14 protein-coding genes and 1 pseudogene are annotated in these 16,301 nt (G+C 44.0%); 4 read left to right on the top strand and 11 right to left on the bottom strand.

Features of this window, described 5'->3' with window-relative positions; translation table 11 throughout:
- The first annotated feature begins 40 nt into the window (after positions 1-40).
- From I3252_RS01415 to I3252_RS01400, 4 genes are all read left to right on the top strand, one after another.
- Positions 41-427, top strand: a complete 387-nt coding sequence (locus tag I3252_RS01415; RefSeq protein ID WP_238033976.1) for a hypothetical protein — start codon at positions 41-43, stop codon at positions 425-427.
- Positions 428-450: 23 nt separating this feature from the next.
- On the top strand, positions 451-861 hold the full coding sequence (locus I3252_RS01410) for a phospholipase D-like domain-containing protein (RefSeq protein ID WP_238033975.1): 411 nt from the start codon (positions 451-453) through the stop codon (positions 859-861).
- A gap of 314 nt (positions 862-1,175) precedes the next feature.
- Positions 1,176-2,318: a M14-type cytosolic carboxypeptidase gene (locus I3252_RS01405; protein ID WP_193007447.1), complete on the top strand. Its 1,143-nt coding sequence runs from the start codon at positions 1,176-1,178 to the stop codon at positions 2,316-2,318.
- 453 nt (positions 2,319-2,771) lie between these two features.
- Entirely contained in the window at positions 2,772-4,760 is a 1,989-nt protein-coding gene (locus I3252_RS01400) for an ESPR-type extended signal peptide-containing protein (RefSeq protein WP_238033974.1), read from the top strand.
- 333 nt (positions 4,761-5,093) lie between these two features.
- Here I3252_RS01400 and I3252_RS01395 read toward each other — a convergent pair whose 3' ends face one another.
- The 11 genes and pseudogenes from I3252_RS01395 to urtB all read right to left on the bottom strand — a co-directional run bounded on the left by I3252_RS01395 (position 5,094) and on the right by urtB (position 16,261).
- Complete coding sequence (locus I3252_RS01395) at positions 5,094-5,771, bottom strand: HupE/UreJ family protein (protein WP_238033973.1); 678 nt, start codon at positions 5,769-5,771, stop codon at positions 5,094-5,096.
- A gap of 105 nt (positions 5,772-5,876) precedes the next feature.
- Positions 5,877-6,530, bottom strand: a complete 654-nt coding sequence (gene ureG / locus I3252_RS01390; RefSeq protein ID WP_045454649.1) for an urease accessory protein UreG — start codon at positions 6,528-6,530, stop codon at positions 5,877-5,879.
- A 38-nt stretch (positions 6,531-6,568) separates the two neighbouring features.
- Complete coding sequence (locus I3252_RS01385) at positions 6,569-7,366, bottom strand: urease accessory UreF family protein (protein ID WP_238033972.1); 798 nt, start codon at positions 7,364-7,366, stop codon at positions 6,569-6,571.
- Complete coding sequence (gene ureE / locus I3252_RS01380; RefSeq protein WP_238033971.1) at positions 7,359-7,907, bottom strand: urease accessory protein UreE; 549 nt, start codon at positions 7,905-7,907, stop codon at positions 7,359-7,361. Before ureE ends, I3252_RS01385 begins: the two co-directional genes overlap by 8 nt.
- Before the next feature lie 74 nt (positions 7,908-7,981).
- Positions 7,982-10,102, bottom strand: coding sequence for an urease subunit alpha (gene ureC, locus I3252_RS01375; RefSeq protein ID WP_238033970.1), 2,121 nt, complete (start codon positions 10,100-10,102; stop codon positions 7,982-7,984).
- A gap of 74 nt (positions 10,103-10,176) precedes the next feature.
- The gene (gene ureA / locus I3252_RS01370; RefSeq protein ID WP_238033969.1) at positions 10,177-10,479 is read right to left on the bottom strand and encodes an urease subunit gamma; all 303 of its coding nucleotides are present in this window, start codon (positions 10,477-10,479) and stop codon (positions 10,177-10,179) included.
- Positions 10,480-10,619: 140 nt separating this feature from the next.
- Positions 10,620-11,608 (bottom strand): annotated as a pseudogene (locus I3252_RS01365) (urease accessory protein UreD).
- A 44-nt stretch (positions 11,609-11,652) separates the two neighbouring features.
- Positions 11,653-12,351: an urea ABC transporter ATP-binding subunit UrtE gene (gene urtE, locus I3252_RS01360; protein ID WP_238033968.1), complete on the bottom strand. Its 699-nt coding sequence runs from the start codon at positions 12,349-12,351 to the stop codon at positions 11,653-11,655.
- 64 nt (positions 12,352-12,415) lie between these two features.
- Positions 12,416-13,381: an urea ABC transporter ATP-binding protein UrtD gene (urtD, locus tag I3252_RS01355; protein ID WP_238033967.1), complete on the bottom strand. Its 966-nt coding sequence runs from the start codon at positions 13,379-13,381 to the stop codon at positions 12,416-12,418.
- The gene (gene urtC / locus I3252_RS01350) at positions 13,381-14,451 is read right to left on the bottom strand and encodes an urea ABC transporter permease subunit UrtC (protein ID WP_238033966.1); all 1,071 of its coding nucleotides are present in this window, start codon (positions 14,449-14,451) and stop codon (positions 13,381-13,383) included. Before urtC ends, urtD begins: the two co-directional genes overlap by 1 nt.
- 10 nt (positions 14,452-14,461) lie before the next feature.
- Positions 14,462-16,261 (bottom strand): urea ABC transporter permease subunit UrtB, encoded by a 1,800-nt coding sequence (gene urtB, locus I3252_RS01345; protein WP_238033965.1) that lies wholly within the window; start codon positions 16,259-16,261, stop codon positions 14,462-14,464.
- Positions 16,262-16,301 lie beyond the last annotated feature (40 nt).

Raw genomic sequence — 16,301 nt, 5'->3', positions numbered from 1 at the left:
ATAGCAATTAGGTTTGATAATTAGTTTATAACAATTTTAAGTGGGATTGGCTATAGTAAAAAATATTTTAGAGATTGGTATTCAAGATGATTATGCTGACAAGATAGCGGCTGATTATATCGAGACGTTAGCCCGCGCAAAAAGTGATAAAAACAGTCTCTTATATAAATCATTTAAGGTAAAAGAGTGCTATAGACAGTCGGATCTGCATAAATCTATCAACCGTATTATTTATAAGATCGAGCCTTTAAGGGTTGCTATTATGCGTGAAGGCCTAGCATTGCAGCAGGCAGTGGCTGAAGGCAATAAGGAGATAGCTGATGAGATTATTAAGGTTGTCGTAAGAATGAAGCTAGAAAAAAGTAAACTTGAGAAAAATCTTAGCGCACTTATGGGTAACGTAAAAAATCTTCAGCTCGCTAGCTAATAAAATAACAACAAAGCAAGGCCATGCTTGAAAGTGGCGTCAGCCTTTTTGAGCTACGTAGCCAAGCTGCGTCTGGTGCACCCGCTGACCATCTAGGAGCGTTCAGATCGTCAAAAGCCAGTCTTCACGCGAAAACCTTTGCGGTAGATGGAAAGCGCATTTTTATTGGCTCGTTCAATTTTGACCCCCGTTCGACTGCGCTCAATACCGAAATGGGTTTAATGATCAACAGCGAACAGATGGCACAAAAACTGCACAAAGCATTTGACGAGGGCATGGTTGGCCTTACTTGGCGGGTAGAGCAGCGTAATGGAAGGCTCGTCTGGATCGATTCCTATACTGGATCGATGAGCGTCTCGGAGCCTGGACAAAGTGCCCTGCTTAACATTATATTGACAGTAGTAGGGTGGCTACCAGTTGAATGGCTTTTGTAGCTATAGAGAATAGTACTATATATGATGAACAGTGCTATATAGGATTATGAGCTATAATATCCAATATCTGACACATTCATTCAGTAATGTGATAAATATAAAAAATTGGCTAATGCTATGCCTGTCATAGTGCTTGGAATGTTTTTACGTTATTTTAATTAAAAAAAGCAGCGGTGCTACAATTATTAATAATTATTTTTACTATTTTTTAAGATGATTTGTTAGCCTCTCTATCCTGCTTGTTTCTAATCGTTTATGCTGAGGTACTTTACAAATACTCACTAAGATATCTAAAAAATAATTAAGGAAAATTTATGCATATCACTGCTAATTTCGATGCTGGTAATATTGAGGTTATTAATTTAGAAGATAAAAAAAATATCCAATTGGCTATTCGTCCGGACGTCGGTGGCGAGTTTTTTCAGTGGTTTAATTTTCGCCTGACAGGTCAAGTTGGCGAGCAATATGTGCTCAATATTATGAATGCAGGGGGTGCGGCATTTCCTGCAGGGTGGGAGAATTACCAAGCGGTGGCGTCGTACGATCGCGACTATTGGTTTCGTCTGCCCACCTCTTATAAAGACGGCAAACTAACCATAACGGCAGAGTTGGAATGTGAAACTATTCAAATTGCTTTTTTTGCCCCTTACAGTGATGAGCGTCATCAAGATTTATTAGCAGCGGTGCAAATGCATCCATTAGTGACGTTAGAGCATTTGGGAGAAACCCTTGATAAGCGCGATTTAACCTTAGTCAAAATTAGTGATGGCGCTAGCAATAACGATGCGCCTAAACGCAATATTTGGATTACGGCACGTCAACATCCTGGTGAAACGATGGCTGAGTGGTTGGTCGATGGACTACTGCATAGCCTGTTAGATGGTGATAATGCCACGGGTAAATTATTATTAGATAAAGCTAACTTTTACATCGTGCCCAATATGAACCCAGATGGCAGCGTGCGCGGTCATCTGCGTACTAATGCAGTCGGGACTAACCTAAACCGTGCTTGGTCAAATCCAAGTTTGGAAACCAGCCCAGAAGTCTTTCATGTCATTAATAAAATGGAAGAGACGGGTGTTGACCTGTTTTATGATGTACACGGTGATGAAGAAATACCTTTTGTATTCCTTGCTGGCTCTCAGGGTACGCCAAATTATAGCGACCGCCTCGCGCGTCTACGCGATAGATTCTCAGAAGTGTTAAAGCTCGCCAGTGCTGACTTTCAGACGGAAGAAGGCTATGACGTAGATGCACCGGGTAAAGCGAACATGACGCTTGCGACTCACTGGGTTGCCGAACGTTTTGACTGCCTTGCCAATACCTTGGAGATGCCATTTATAGATAACAATAATGTCCCCGATGCCGATACGGGTTGGTCACCAGAGCGCTCTATGAAATTAGGGGAAGCCTCATTAGTGGCTATGTTGGCGGTCGTGGATGATTTACGTGAGTGAATCATTTAGGTGGATTGTTTGGGTTATGAAATCAGTCCATCCACTCAAGGGTTACTTGTTCAACACTCTCTATGCCATTCCAAATTTCAGATACGCCATCAGGTTGATCTGCTGCCAGACCTTGCGAGTGCCATAACGGCACTTGCAATCCTACCGGACGCGCTCACTCTTACCGATATAACAATCGTTATGCTAACTGTGCTGTGAGCGTTTGGGTAGGCGAATCTTACTCATAATGCTATTTCTCCATAAAACTATCCCAGATTATTTTACTTATCTAAGACCGCCCTGAAGATTAAATATCCTTTAATATAAATATACAGGTATGTTAGCTTTGTGTTTTAATAAATGACAGTTGTCATTTATGAGCATGGTTAATGTAAGTGGCATAGTAAGTGACATAGATAGCCTTGATTTTATCGACGATTAGTTTTTGGACTTATGGAGCGAGCTATGAATAAAGTATTTAAAAAGATTTGGAGTCAATCACTAGGTTGTTTAGTGGTGGTGTCTGAAAATACTAAGAGCGCTGGTAAGACCAGCGGCACGACTGGCACTATCGCCCTGATAGCTCGCTCAAATGACTATAAGATGTTGACTATAAAAGGGCTTGCCTTCAGTATCGCAGCGATCAGTGGTTCGACAGTGTGGGCAGGCGTGGTATGCGTAACGGATCCTGTTTCTGGAGGAAGTACGGCAACAGGTGCAATTGCACTAGCCTGTGGAATAAATAATGTAGCAGGCGGTATTAATAGTAGTGCCTTAGGTATTGACAATAAAGCTTCAAATGAAGCGACTAGTGCGCTAGGTTATGCAAATGAAGCAACAGGTAACTCTAGCAATGCAGTGGGGTTTTTCAATAAGTCCTCGGGTAGTTATAGCAGTGCGGTTGGTTATACTAATGCAGCATCAGGTGATTATAGTAGTGCGATAGGCTCTAATAATGAAGCATCAGTTGAGTACAGTAGTGCCGTTGGTTATAACAATACCGCATCGCGTATCAATAGCAGTGCGATAGGCTCTAATAATATCGCCTCAGAGGGTTATAGTAGTGCATTTGGTTATAACAACACGGCATCGAACATAAATAGCAGTGCAATTGGCTATAAAAATACCGCCTCGAATGTAAATAGCAGTGCCGTCGGTTATAATAATAAAGCATCAGGTAAAGACAGTAGTGCCGTCGGTTTTGAAAATACATCAGAGGGTGACTACAGTGTTGCAGTTGGTTATCAGAATATCGCATCAGGTACAGACAGCAGCGTGTTTGGCAGTAATAGCCAAGCCACTGCGACAGGCGCAACCGCCATAGGTAGTTTCTCCATTGCAGATGAAAGAGATACGATTTCAGTTGGTAGCAAGGGTTTCGAAAAACGTATCACTAATGTGGCAGATGCGGTAAATAAACGATATACCGACGGCAAAGCAACCGAGACTTTGACCGCCTCCAAAGGCTACACCGACGACAAAGCGACTGAAACCTTAACTGCCTCAAAAGGTTACACCGATGGCAAAGCGACCGAGACTTTGATCGCATCGAAAGGCTATACTGATGGTAAAGCGACCGAGACTCTAGCATCGTCACAAAGTTATACAAATGATCAGGTATTGAGCGTTAAACAGGATATTGCTGCACAGCATAAATACCTAAACATCAATGGTGGTACGTCTGCAGAAGCGATTGCTAGTGGAGACAACGCAATGGCTTTAGGCACTAATGCGGCGGCGCAGGGCAAGCAATCTATTGCAATGGGAGATGGTGCTCAAGCAATCGGCGAGCAAGCTATCAGCATTGGCACTGGTAATAAAGTGACTGGAAATCATTCAGGTGCGATTGGCGATCCAAGTACGGTCAGTGGCAATAACAGCTATAGTATGGGCAATAATAATACCGTGTCTGGCGACAATACTTTTGTGCTCGGCAATAATGTCAATACTACTGCAAAAAACGCCGTGGTACTCGGCAATGACTCTAGCTCTAACCGTGAAAACACAGTGTCGGTTGGCTCGGATCTTAACCAGCGTCAGATTATCAATGTTGCTAATGGTACCGCTGATAATGACGCAGTCAATGTCGGTCAGTTACAAGACGCAAAAACAAGCGCTATCGAAACCTCGAACACTTATACTGATACTAAATTTAATGCTCTAAATGACTCTATTCACAATTATCTGCAAGACAATGGACAGCGTTTTAAGGAAATTGATGATCGTTTTGATCGTCAAGGTGCGATGAGTGCTGCGATGTTAAACATGGCAACTAGCACGTCAGGTCTACAAGGTAAGAACCGTATAGGCGTGGGCGCAGGTTTTCAGGGCTCCGAGCAAGCGGTTTCCTTAGGATATCAGCGTGTCATTAATCCCAATACCAGCTTTAGTCTCGGTGGTGCTTTCACAAAAGATGAGAACTCTGGTGGCATGGGTATGGGTTTTAGCTGGTAAGCATTAAGTAAACCAAAAGCCAGAAAAAGGACATTAATTTGTCCTTTTTTTCTGATGACCATTTCATACTTATTATCTAAAGCTTCTTATAGCCCAAACCCTTTTGAATGCTAATCCTGCCGCGAGCTAAGCGGTCGCTTGAGCGGCCTTATTTCTTTAAGAGTTTCTTTAAGAGCTGTCATAAGCTCAGGGGCATAAGGCAATTTATATAATGTCACCTGCGTGCATTTTGGTAAGTATGGCATCAATACTCATTGTTATGATAGATCGCTGCACAGCCAGCCCCTTCAACTTACTACCGTGTTCAATAACTCTGTGTATAAACTAATAAAGTTACCCTAACAGTACACCGCATAAACCGACAACAGCTATAACACGTTGAATAATCAAGCTGTCTTGCAGGTGAGTGTTTAGATAAGTGGCAAATCCTTTGCCGATAGTATATAGACCTAGCATGGCAATAATCATACCCGTAAAGAAGCCAGCGGTATTACTGTTTGCAGGCACTTCGATTGCATGAGCAGCACCGTGGAACATAGCAAGCGCACCAAAGCCAATGATTAATAATTTATACACAGTTTTGACGGACATCTCGTGGCCTTGATTCAATGCCACATTAAAGTAGCGGCTCATAAGTGCCATGGTCAGTAGTACGATAGAGAGTAGAATACCGTATTCAATAAACAGGCTATTCAAGCTCACACTTAAACTCAGTACAAATCCTGTTACTAGACCAATTAACAGTGCTACAAATCCTTTTTTAAAGCTGTGCATTTGAGTAAATAGCATGCCCATGCCCAGCGCTAACATCAGATGGTCGAACCCAGTCAAAGGGTGCAACATACCAGACAATATTGAAAGGCTAAATGAGCCATCTGCTGCCATCAATTCATGCCCAGGGTGAGCAAATGCGAGTGTTGGTAGTAATGGTAGCAATGCTAAGCCACTGATTGTATTGGTTTTTTGGAAGAGGTTTTTGCGTGTCATCGTTTTGGCTATGTCTGTTGTCATGATAAATCCTTAATAAATAAACAAATCGATATAAAAACTGACTGATAATCCACTGATCCATCAGCGGTTTGTAGAGCACTTATTGATGCCATTACCTAAGGCATTCTAAGCCACACTTAACATGCCTTTATCTAAGATAAAAGCAACAATGTCATCAAGACCTTCGCCTGTTTTCATGTTACTAAATACCACAGGCTTATCACCGCGCATTTTTTTGGCATCATGCGCCATAACCTCAAGTGACGCGCCTACGAAAGGGGCAAGGTCGGTTTTATTGATAATGAGCAAGTCCGATTTCATGATACCAGGGCCGCCTTTACGAGGAATTTTATCGCCTGCTGATACGTCAATGACATATAGTGTCAAGTCGGACAATTCAGGGCTAAAAGTTGCTGCCAAATTATCGCCACCAGACTCGATGATAATAAGCTCAAGACCTGCAAATTGCTGCTGTAATTCGGCGATGGCAGACAAGTTAATTGAGGCATCTTCACGGATGGCAGTATGCGGGCAGCCACCGGTTTCAACACCGCGAATGCGCTCAGCTGGCATCGCCTCATTGCGGGTTAAAAACTCAGAGTCTTCTTTGGTATAAATATCATTAGTTACCACGGCCATATTGATATCATCCCGCAGGCGTTGACATAGTCTCAGCGTCAATGCCGTTTTTCCTGAGCCTACAGGGCCGCCAATGCCTAAGCGTAGAGGAGAGAGCGTCGTTTCTAAATTTTTGTTTTCGACTTTGGGTGTCAGTGCCATAAATAAAGTTCCTTGATGAGAGTTGTGTTTATTAGCGATTAAGAGCGAAATAGGCGGCTGTATTGCCTTTCATGCTGGCAAGACAGTATGGCTAAATTTGGTAGGTTAGCGGACATATGTAGCTTTTGATAAAGTAGATTCAGCTTTACGTTAGCCTCTAAAGGCATATTTTGAACTTGCAAAAATCTTTGCTTGACGTTGGCAGCCAATGCCTGTATCTGCTGACTTAATAACTGTTGTAGCTGCCAAATAATGCGCTGTCCTGCCATTTGCCCAAGCGGTACGGTCTTGACCGCAGCCAACACCATATTTTCTATTTGACCAAAGGCGTAGGTGGTCAAGGCTTGTACAGGCTTAAGCTGCCAGTGCGAGCTGATATGGGCAAAGAGGGGTAAAAATCCATGGGCAAGTAAGCTGTCAGGCACGTCGAGCTCAAGGACATCACCAAGCCATGCTGATAAAGAAAGAGCCAATTGGCTTGACTCATAGACAAACTCTTTACTTTCACGGCTGGCATGGTAATCTGTACCTAAAGCGTCAGCAAGCGCAACGTCATCAACCATAAGTGCTTCAATCATAAGCGCCAGTAGCAGTAGCTCATACCGACATAATGCCAGCTCCAGATAATCACTCATAAACGCTAAACTACTGCTTTCGTCGTGAATGAGCCCTGACTCGATAGCAGGCTCTATGCCTTGCGAGTAGGTATAACTGCCAATAGGTAGGTTACTTGACGCCAGAATGAACAAAAGTCCATTTACTTCTGTATTATTCAGATCATTTATACCTTGTGCGGTACAGGTAGTCTGCTGTGAGTGTGTGGCGTGATTAGTCATGAGAGTTGCCGTGGGTATGTGAATGGTCATGGTCGTGACCATGATGACTATGACCATGAGAGTGAGAATGTCCGCCTTGATTGCCTTTATAGGCACCCGTTTCTGGCTCAAACGGCGCTTGTACGGCTTGGGTATGTAGTCCAAGTTGATTTAACATCGCTTCTAAAACATGGTCAGGCTCAAAGTAGAGTGCATTAGGTGTCAGCATTAAAGGCACATGGCGGTTGCCCAAATGGTAAGCGCCCTTCATAAGGTCAAAATCATTATCGGCAGTCACTTCGATTAATCCCTGCTTGGCAGCCATAATCTGTATTAAATTGCCTTGATGGTCTGCTAGCACACTGCCATTCTTAATGGTTTCCGTACGTGGCAAATCGACACCAATGGTTTCTTGGTGTTGTGTTTCTGCTTTAAAACGGCTACGCTGACGGGTATCGAAATCTAAATATAAAAAGTTTTCTGCCTGTTTTTGCCTATCAATAATTGCTTGTTGTTCAGCGCTAAGGGTTGATAGATCAAGACGTTGCGTATAAATGTTCATAATTATGTTTATAGTCCGTTAAAGTAGATGGTTGACAGCTGATGGTTGATTATCAGCACGACAATAAAAAGCAGCTAGAATAGAAAATAGCGCTGTGCCATTGGGAGATAGTCGGCAGGCTCACAGGTCAACAGCTCACCATCGGCGTACACTTCATAGGTTTCTGGGTTGACCTCCATCTTAGGACAATAGCTATTAAACTTCATGTCTTGTTTACGTACCTTACGAATGTTGTGTACCGCTTTAATGATTTTTTCTAGTCCTAATTGCCTATCAACACCCTTATCAATAGCCGCACTTGACATAAAGGTGATGCAAGTCTGCGCTACTGTTTTGGGGAAGCTACCAAACATGCTGCGATAGTGCACAGGCTGCGGGGTTGAAATGGAAGCATTGAGGTCGCCCATGGACGCTGCCGCAATCAAGCCGCCTTTAATGATAAGGTCGGGCTTTACGCCAAAAAATGCAGGCGACCATAAAATTAAATCCGCCCATTTATCTACTTCAATGGATCCCACTTCGTCACTAATGCCATGAGTGATGGCAGGGTTGATGGTGTATTTTGCGAGGTAGCGTTTGATACGAAAATTATCATTGCTGCTATCAGAGTCAGTGGGACTTAGCATGATATTTTCTAAGGATTGCTCAGTTTTAGCCGATTGATCAGGAGCCAGATGACCGCGTTGGGCTTTCATTTTATCAGCTGTTTGCCACGTGCGAATAATGACTTCTCCCACGCGTCCCATCGCTTGCGAATCACTACTCATCATGGAGATGGCACCCATATCTTGTAAAATATCTTCAGCGGCAATGGTTTCTTTACGAATACGGCTTTCTGCAAAAGCGACATCTTCAGCAATGGCTGGGCTTAAGTGGTGACAAACCATAAGCATGTCGAAATGCTCGTCAATGGTATTAATGGTGAAAGGGCGCGTCGGGTTGGTTGATGAGGGTAAAACATTGGTTTCGCCAATAGCTTTTAAGATATCTGGGGCATGTCCGCCGCCAGCGCCTTCGGTATGGAAGGTGTGAATACAGCGGTCTTTAAACGCGCCTAGAGTGCTATCTAAGTAGCCGCTTTCATTTAACGTATCAGTATGAATCGCCACTTGCACATCATATTCTTCGGCCACGCTAAGGCAGTTATCAATGGCTTTGGGCGTGGAGCCCCAGTCTTCATGAAGCTTAAGCCCGATAGCTCCTGCTTCGATTTGCTCTACAATGGGGGCAGGTAGACTAACATTGCCTTTACCTAAGAATCCGATATTCATCGGAATAGCATCAGTGGCTTTTAGCATACTGTGGATATGATAGGCACCAGGTGTACAAGTGGTGGCAAGAGTACCTTCAGCAGGTCCCGTACCACCGCCTAACATCGTGGTTACACCAGACATCAATGCCGTCTCACACTGCTGCGGTGCAATGAAGTGAATATGACTATCGATCCCGCCAGCAGTTAATATTTTACCTTCTCCTGCGATAATTTCGGTAGCCGCGCCAATAGGTAACGTCACGTTAGGCTGAATATCAGGGTTGCCAGCTTTACCGATGCCGCTAATGCGACCGCCCTTAATAGCGACATCTGCCTTGTAGATACCGCTGTAGTCCACAATCAGAGCATTGGTAATAATAGTATCGGCAACTTGGTCACCCAGCAGTTGTGATTGACCCATACCATCGCGGATTACCTTGCCGCCACCAAATTTGACCTCTTCACCGATGCTATCAGTACGTTGGTCACTGTGACTGGTCAAATCATATTCAACCTCAAGCCATAAATTCGTATCGGCTAAGCGTACCTTATCCCCTGTGGTAGGGCCAAAATGCTCGGCATAGATACGTCGGTCAATGCGTTTTTTCGAGGTATTCTGAGAGATTTTAGGGTTTACAACGCCCATAACCTCGCCTGAAAAACCATAAATGTGCTGTCTACCTGAAATGGCAACCAGCTCCACTTCACGCGCTTGGCCTGGCTCAAAACGTACCGCAGTGCCAGATAGGATATTGAGTCGATAGCCAAGCGTCGACTCTCGATCAAAGCTCAGTGCTGCATTGACTTCATAGAAGTGATAATGAGAACCGATTTGAATAGGGCGGTCGCCAGTATTGATTACTGCTATGGTTTGAACGTAGCGACCAGCATTCAAAGCCATATCGCCTGCTTTAATCTTATATTCGCCTGCTTTCATCGTCATTTTTATTATCCTTAATCGTCTTATGGCAATGGCTCTTGTTCAATATCGTTTTATACGGCTTTATAGCAAGTAAGCTATACGATAGGGTTATGCACTGTCACTAGCTTAGTGCCATCGGGGAAAGTGGCTTCAACTTGGACATCATGTATCATCTCTGCAATGCCTTCCATGACGTCATCGGCAGAGAGATAAGTGGCTCCTTTACTCATCAGTTGCGCCACGGTTTTGCCATCACGCGCACCTTCCATCAGGAGCATGCTGATATAAGCGATAGACTCAGGGTAATTAAGCTTGACGCCACGATTCTTACGACGTTCCGCCACCATGCCTGCGGTAAATAGTAAGAGTTTATCTTTTTCTGTAGGATTTAACTGCATAAAACTTCCTTAATAATTATTGTCTTCTGAAGGCTATGATTCGTCTTTAATCTTTATAAAGTGAATAGGCTAAGTAGAGTTATTCTGGTTTGATTCAGCACGGTTTAAGGATGATAGTATGTAGGAGCATATGTATAATATTAGGTGTCCCAAATTCTCGGTCGATGAGGTTCAAGCATGTACCATTTAAACCTGATAAGCTCGCGAATTTGGTAAAAAGCCTCAAAGCAGACACGCACATCTGCTCCTAAATAACGGCAATTGATACCTTGAAAATTGTGAGTACAGTGAATAGGTAATGACTGCGTATCAATGAGATGGCGTAGCTCGGTAATAGTGGTATCTAAATATTGGCCGAGCTTGAGCGGATTATTCTGTAACTCAGGTGCAATGATCTCTGTGCTAGGTATTGCCCAAAAAGAGCCATGCACATGTTGATTATTCAGTCCTAATGGTGAGTAAACCAGCGTGTATTTGCTGGCTGGGAGGTGCATTCACTGACCAATAAACTGCCCTCACGCCATATCTCTAAGCGGTTGGCATAATGACCATTAGCAAACGTCTCTTGATACGCTTGACGTCCAAATACCGCAATATCCCAAGTCAATAAACTTGCTGTCTTAGCTAAATAAAATCGGTTATTCGCATTAGAGACAGAATGATCGTAATAAATGCTTTCTTGAGGTAGCCATTCTAGGACAGCGTGGTCATCGAGGCGGGCATCGATATGCTGTTCTGCGCTGATAACATCATTAAAACAGTCGTTAGAAGTATTGCTGTTTGCCGATTGAGTAACGTTGTTAAATTTTGATGAGTCGTTAGGTCTAGAGAATCGTAACGTTTTGCGTTGCCCGTACCATTTTCCGGCTCCAGGAGTAGTAATCACCGCATGGCTATTAGAGTGTAGGTTAAACTCCAATGTTAAGCGGTCATCATCGGCGATACCAGCAGGAGGATACAATACATAAATATGGCAAATCCCTGCTTGGCTGTTATCAGTACTATCAGGCTCAGGATACAGAGCGCGCTGCACCATGAGTGCGCCAGTATGGGCACGATGATACAGCCGAGTTTTTGCAGCAGTAGAGGCGCAGTCGAAATGGAGCTGTAGTGAGGATTGCCAAGTCAAAATTGTGTTCCCTTTTATAAAGTGTCTTTTTATAAAGTGTCCTTTTAGATTGCCACCAACTCTTGAATGTTATTTTTTGCCATGTCACATCCAGCCCCTTGAGCAACCACTTGTCCTCTAGAAAGCACGGTATAATTATCGGCAAGCTCTTCTGCAAACTCATAAAACTGCTCGACTAAAACAATTGCCATATCGCCTTTATTAGCAAGACTACGAATGACTCTACCAATGTCTTTAATAATGGACGGTTGGATACCTTCAGTCGGCTCATCAAGTACTAGTACTTGAGGCTCTGATGCAAGCGCACGAGCAATAGCAAGTTGCTGCTGCTGACCGCCTGATAGATCGCCACCGCGGCGATGCTTCATTTCGTCTAGCACTGGAAATATATCATACAAGTGTTTGGGTACTTTGCTTGCTTTTCGTTGAGAGAATTTCGCCATGCCAATCAGAATGTTTTCTTCAACGGTCAAGGTGGAAAATATATCGCGTCCTTGCGGCACATAAGCGAGTCCTGCGCGCACACGCTGCTCAGGCGTCATCTGACTAATATCCTTACCGTCTAATAAAATCTCACCTGATTTTATTGGTAGGATGCCCATCAAGCATTTAAGCAAGGTGGTTTTACCGACGCCATTACGACCCAGTACCACGCTACATTCTCCTACAGGGGCGGCGAGGGTGACATCACGTAAAATGTGACTGCCACCATAATATTGATTTATGGCATTGATTTCTAACATATAAGTACCTCTATTTTTTTAGGTCTATTTCTAAGTGTTACTATTTGTTATCGACCTGAGCTTATTACCGACCCAAATAGGTCTCAATAACGGCCTCATTATTCTGTACTTCACTCAACGTACCTTCAGCCAAAATAGCGCCATTTGCTAAGACCGTTACTTTCTCACTGATGGCATCAATGAAAGTCATATCATGCTCAACCACGATTAAGGTGTGATTCTTTTTAAGGCGTAGACATAACTCAGCGGTATGTTCCGTTTCGGCATCGGTCATGCCTGCTACTGGTTCATCAAGTAAGATAAGTTTTGGTCTTTGCATCAGTAACATTCCAATCTCTAGCCACTGTTTTTGACCATGAGATAATAGTCCTGCTGGCTTGCTAATCAGCTCTTTTAGGCGTATTTGATCAAGCGTTGAGTCAAGAGTATCTTGGATTTCTGCGTCAATTTTAGTAAACCAGCTTTTTGATACCCGCTTATCCTTGGGCGCGGCCAGCATTAAGTTATCAAGTACGGTAAATTTCTCAAATACGGTGGGTTTTTGAAACTTACGGCCAATGCCTGCTTCCGCTATTTCTTCGGTAGATAGTTTGGCTAAATTATGTACTTGACCAAAAAATGCGCTACCTGTGGTCGGGCGCGTTTTACCAGTGATGACATCCATTAACGTGGTTTTACCTGCACCATTAGGACCAATGATGCAGCGCAGCTCGCCTGCCTCAATGTATAAAGATAAATCATTGAGTGCACGGAATGAGTCAAACCATACGCTAACGCCTTCTAAATATAGCGCAATCCCATGTCTCATATCTGGACCTGATTTGGGAACAGGATGCGGCAAGCCACCGCTATCTCCATAATCTTCAGCCAAAGTAGTGACTGGTCGGGTAGGCGTGTTTTCTGCGACCGTTATATGTGGTGTGTTTTTAGAATTTTTCATTGGATTATTAATACTAGGATCATTTTTATTTTTAATAAGCGCATCGTTAGCCGTTTTTTGGGAAGCAGCATTATTACATATTATTGACATTATTCTTTTTCCTTCTTAAAACGATCGAGTACACCAATGATGCCGTTAGGGAGAAATATAGTAACCACTACAAATAATCCACCTAGGATAAGCAACCAGAACTCTGGGTAGGCGACGGTAAAATAGGTTTTAATCACATTGACTGTACCAGCACCTACAATGGCACCGATTAATGAACCTCTGCCTCCAGCAGCCACCCAGACTGCCATCTCGATAGAGTTGACGGGGTTCATCTCGCCTGGGTTAATGATACCAACTTGCGGTACATATAGAGCACCAGCGATACCAGCAATGACTGCAGATAACACCCAAGCTGAAAGCTTGTACCAAAGCGTGCGATAGCCTAAATACTGCAAACGATTTTCACTATCACGGATGGCACCAAGCACGCGCCCATAAGGCTGGCTCATCAGATAGCGTAGTCCAAGATAGGACATTAGCAGCGCCAAAGCAGTCGTAAAACACAGCACAGCCCTCGTTGAAGAGGCGGTGATGTCATAGCCTAATAGCGTCGTAAAACCTGTGAAGCCATTGTTACCACCAAAGCCTGTTTCGTTACGGAAAAACAGTAAAGCTGCCGCGTAGGTCATGGCCTGAGTAATAATCGAAAAATAAACCCCTTTAATCTTTGAGCGAAAAGCAAAATAGCCAAAGATAAAAGCGACCAGACCGGGAACTAGCACCACTAAAGCCATTGCCCACCAGAAATGTTGAGTGCCTGCCCAATACCATGGCAATTCAGTCCAACTCAAAAAACGCATAAAATCTGGCAAGCCCGTGCCAGCAGTTTCACGTGTCAAGTACATACCAAAAGCATAGCCTCCTAGCGCAAAATAAAGACCATGACCTAAGCTTAGAATGCCAGCATAGCCCCAGACCAAGTCTAAAGCCAGTGCTACCATGGCGAGCGCCATTATTTTACCAATCAAAGTTATCCAGTAAGCAGACAGGTGAAAAATAGAGGTTTCAGGTAGTAAATGGAGCCAAGGCAATATCAGTAGCACTAAAAAACACAAACCAATCAGAATGGCATTACGTGGGGAATCAGATAATAGTTGAGCGCAACGCATGAGGTTCTCCTTAATCCACAAAACGGCCTTTGAGGGCGAATAAACCTTGTGGACGTTTTTGAATAAACAAAATCACAAGAACCAGTAATACAATCTTAGCCATCACAGCACCAATGCCAATCTCAAGCACCGTACCACTGACACCAAGACCTAAAGATGCCAATACCGCGCCCCATACTTGTCCAACACCGCCAACCACGACGACTAAGAACGCATCAATAATATAAGTTTGACCTAAGTCGGGTCCGACGTTGCCCACTTGTGCTAGAGCGCAGCCAGCGAGACCGGCCAACCCTGAACCAAGGCCGAATGCCAACATGTCGATGCGAGCAGAGGAGATACCAACTGCACGTGCCATTTGCCGGTTTTGAGTCACAGCGCGCACAAATAGCCCAAAGCGAGTCTTGTTAAGCAAGTACACCAATAGCATAAGAATGATGATGGTAAAGCCGATAATAGCGATACGATTGAAGGGGAGCACAAGGCTCGAGGATACTTGATATGCACCGCTCAACCAGTCGACATTGCTGACTTCGACGTTTTGTGCGCCAAATATCATCCGAACCAACTGCATAAGAATCAGACTGACACCGAAGGTTGCCAGTAAGGTTTCAAGCTCACGACCGTAAAGCGGGCGAATAATGATTCGTTCGATAATCATGCCGATAATGGCACTGACTAAGAAAGCGACGGGTATAGCAGCAACCAGATACCATCCAGTCATACTAGGAAAATACGCTTGAAAGAGATTTTGCACCATATAAGTGGCGTAAGCACCAATCATAATGAGCTCACCATGAGCCATATTGATGACACCCAGTAGCCCAAAAGTAATGGCCAGCCCTAATGCCGCGAGTAGTAAGATGCTTGCCGTACTAAGCCCCGTGAATAGATGACCGATCCAAGTACTGATGGTAATGCGCTGCTCAATACTATCCTCAGCATCTAACAGCGCAGATTTGAGCACAGGATCGATATCATCTGCCGCCAATGCTTTTTTAACATCAACTAAGACTTGTGGACTATCGCTATCAGCAAGCACGGTAAGCGAGGCAATTTGGGTAGTAACGTCGCCGTCTCTAAAATCAATCCTCGCTTGTAAAGTACTCAACGCCGTTTTGACGTCGTCGTCTTGCTCAGTAGCAGCAGCAGTACTTATGAGTGCTGGATCTAGCTGTTCGATATTGTCCGCTAAGATGGCAACTGCCTGCACACGTTGCGTAGGATCGTTTGACTCAAGCTTAACCTTGGCTTGTCCAAAGACTAAGGCTGAGCGTAGCGTATTGGTCAAAGTCACTTGCGCCAAGTCGCTAGGCCACTCAGTGGTCAGCTGCTTAGCAGGATAAGTAAATAGCTCATCTTCGCTGTTAAGTAGATAAGTTTGCCCACCATTACCTTGGTATAGCTCATCGTTTTTTATCAGCTCAACTAAAGCATCCAAACTCTCCACTGACCCCGGCCACTGATTGAGCATGGTTTGGCGCTTGGTGAAGTCAGCAGCAACGAACTGCTCGATAGCATCCCCTTTACTTATCGCAAGATTAGCAGGCGTAGTAAGAGACTGCTTGTTTTGAGCAAGTAAGGTGTCGTCTTGAGCAAGTAAGTTCTCTTCACTTACAGCAGTGGATGTCACTGCCACAGTATTAGTCGATAGTTTCTCGCCATGGCTGTGTACTACTGGCGTCTCGTGAGCATGAGCAGCTGATGTGATAGCAATGAGGAGGAGTAAAGATAGTAAGGCGATGACAAAAGTCTTATTAGAATAATTGGCTTGCGCGTCACTTTTATAATAGGAAGGGTAATGTGACATGATGGTTCCTTTTTTGCAGTCAACACTCCTCTAACCTCTA

The sequence above is a fragment of the Psychrobacter sp. Ps4 genome (genome assembly GCF_022129285.1).
GTDB lineage: Bacteria > Pseudomonadota > Gammaproteobacteria > Pseudomonadales > Moraxellaceae > Psychrobacter > Psychrobacter immobilis_A.
The sequence above is the reverse complement of the archived record's forward strand: the minus strand, read 5'-3'. Positions and strand labels throughout refer to the sequence as shown.

Bases quoted from the DNA above. Each gene is read 5' to 3' on its own strand.
- I3252_RS01410 (WP_238033975.1), top strand. From the start codon at position 451: ATGCTTGAAAGTGGCGTCAGCCTTTTTGAGCTACGTAGCCAAGCTGCG.
- I3252_RS01405 (WP_193007447.1), top strand. From the start codon at position 1,176: ATGCATATCACTGCTAATTTCGATGCTGGTAATATTGAGGTTATTAAT.
- I3252_RS01400 (WP_238033974.1), top strand. From the start codon at position 2,772: ATGAATAAAGTATTTAAAAAGATTTGGAGTCAATCACTAGGTTGTTTA.
- I3252_RS01395 (WP_238033973.1), bottom strand. From the start codon at position 5,771: ATGACAACAGACATAGCCAAAACGATGACACGCAAAAACCTCTTCCAA.
- ureG (WP_045454649.1), bottom strand. From the start codon at position 6,530: ATGGCACTGACACCCAAAGTCGAAAACAAAAATTTAGAAACGACGCTC.
- I3252_RS01385 (WP_238033972.1), bottom strand. From the start codon at position 7,366: ATGACTAATCACGCCACACACTCACAGCAGACTACCTGTACCGCACAA.
- ureE (WP_238033971.1), bottom strand. From the start codon at position 7,907: ATGAACATTTATACGCAACGTCTTGATCTATCAACCCTTAGCGCTGAA.
- ureC (WP_238033970.1), bottom strand. From the start codon at position 10,102: ATGACGATGAAAGCAGGCGAATATAAGATTAAAGCAGGCGATATGGCT.
- ureA (WP_238033969.1), bottom strand. From the start codon at position 10,479: ATGCAGTTAAATCCTACAGAAAAAGATAAACTCTTACTATTTACCGCA.
- urtE (WP_238033968.1), bottom strand. From the start codon at position 12,351: ATGTTAGAAATCAATGCCATAAATCAATATTATGGTGGCAGTCACATT.
- urtD (WP_238033967.1), bottom strand. From the start codon at position 13,381: ATGTCAATAATATGTAATAATGCTGCTTCCCAAAAAACGGCTAACGAT.
- urtC (WP_238033966.1), bottom strand. From the start codon at position 14,451: ATGCGTTGCGCTCAACTATTATCTGATTCCCCACGTAATGCCATTCTG.
- urtB (WP_238033965.1), bottom strand. From the start codon at position 16,261: ATGTCACATTACCCTTCCTATTATAAAAGTGACGCGCAAGCCAATTAT.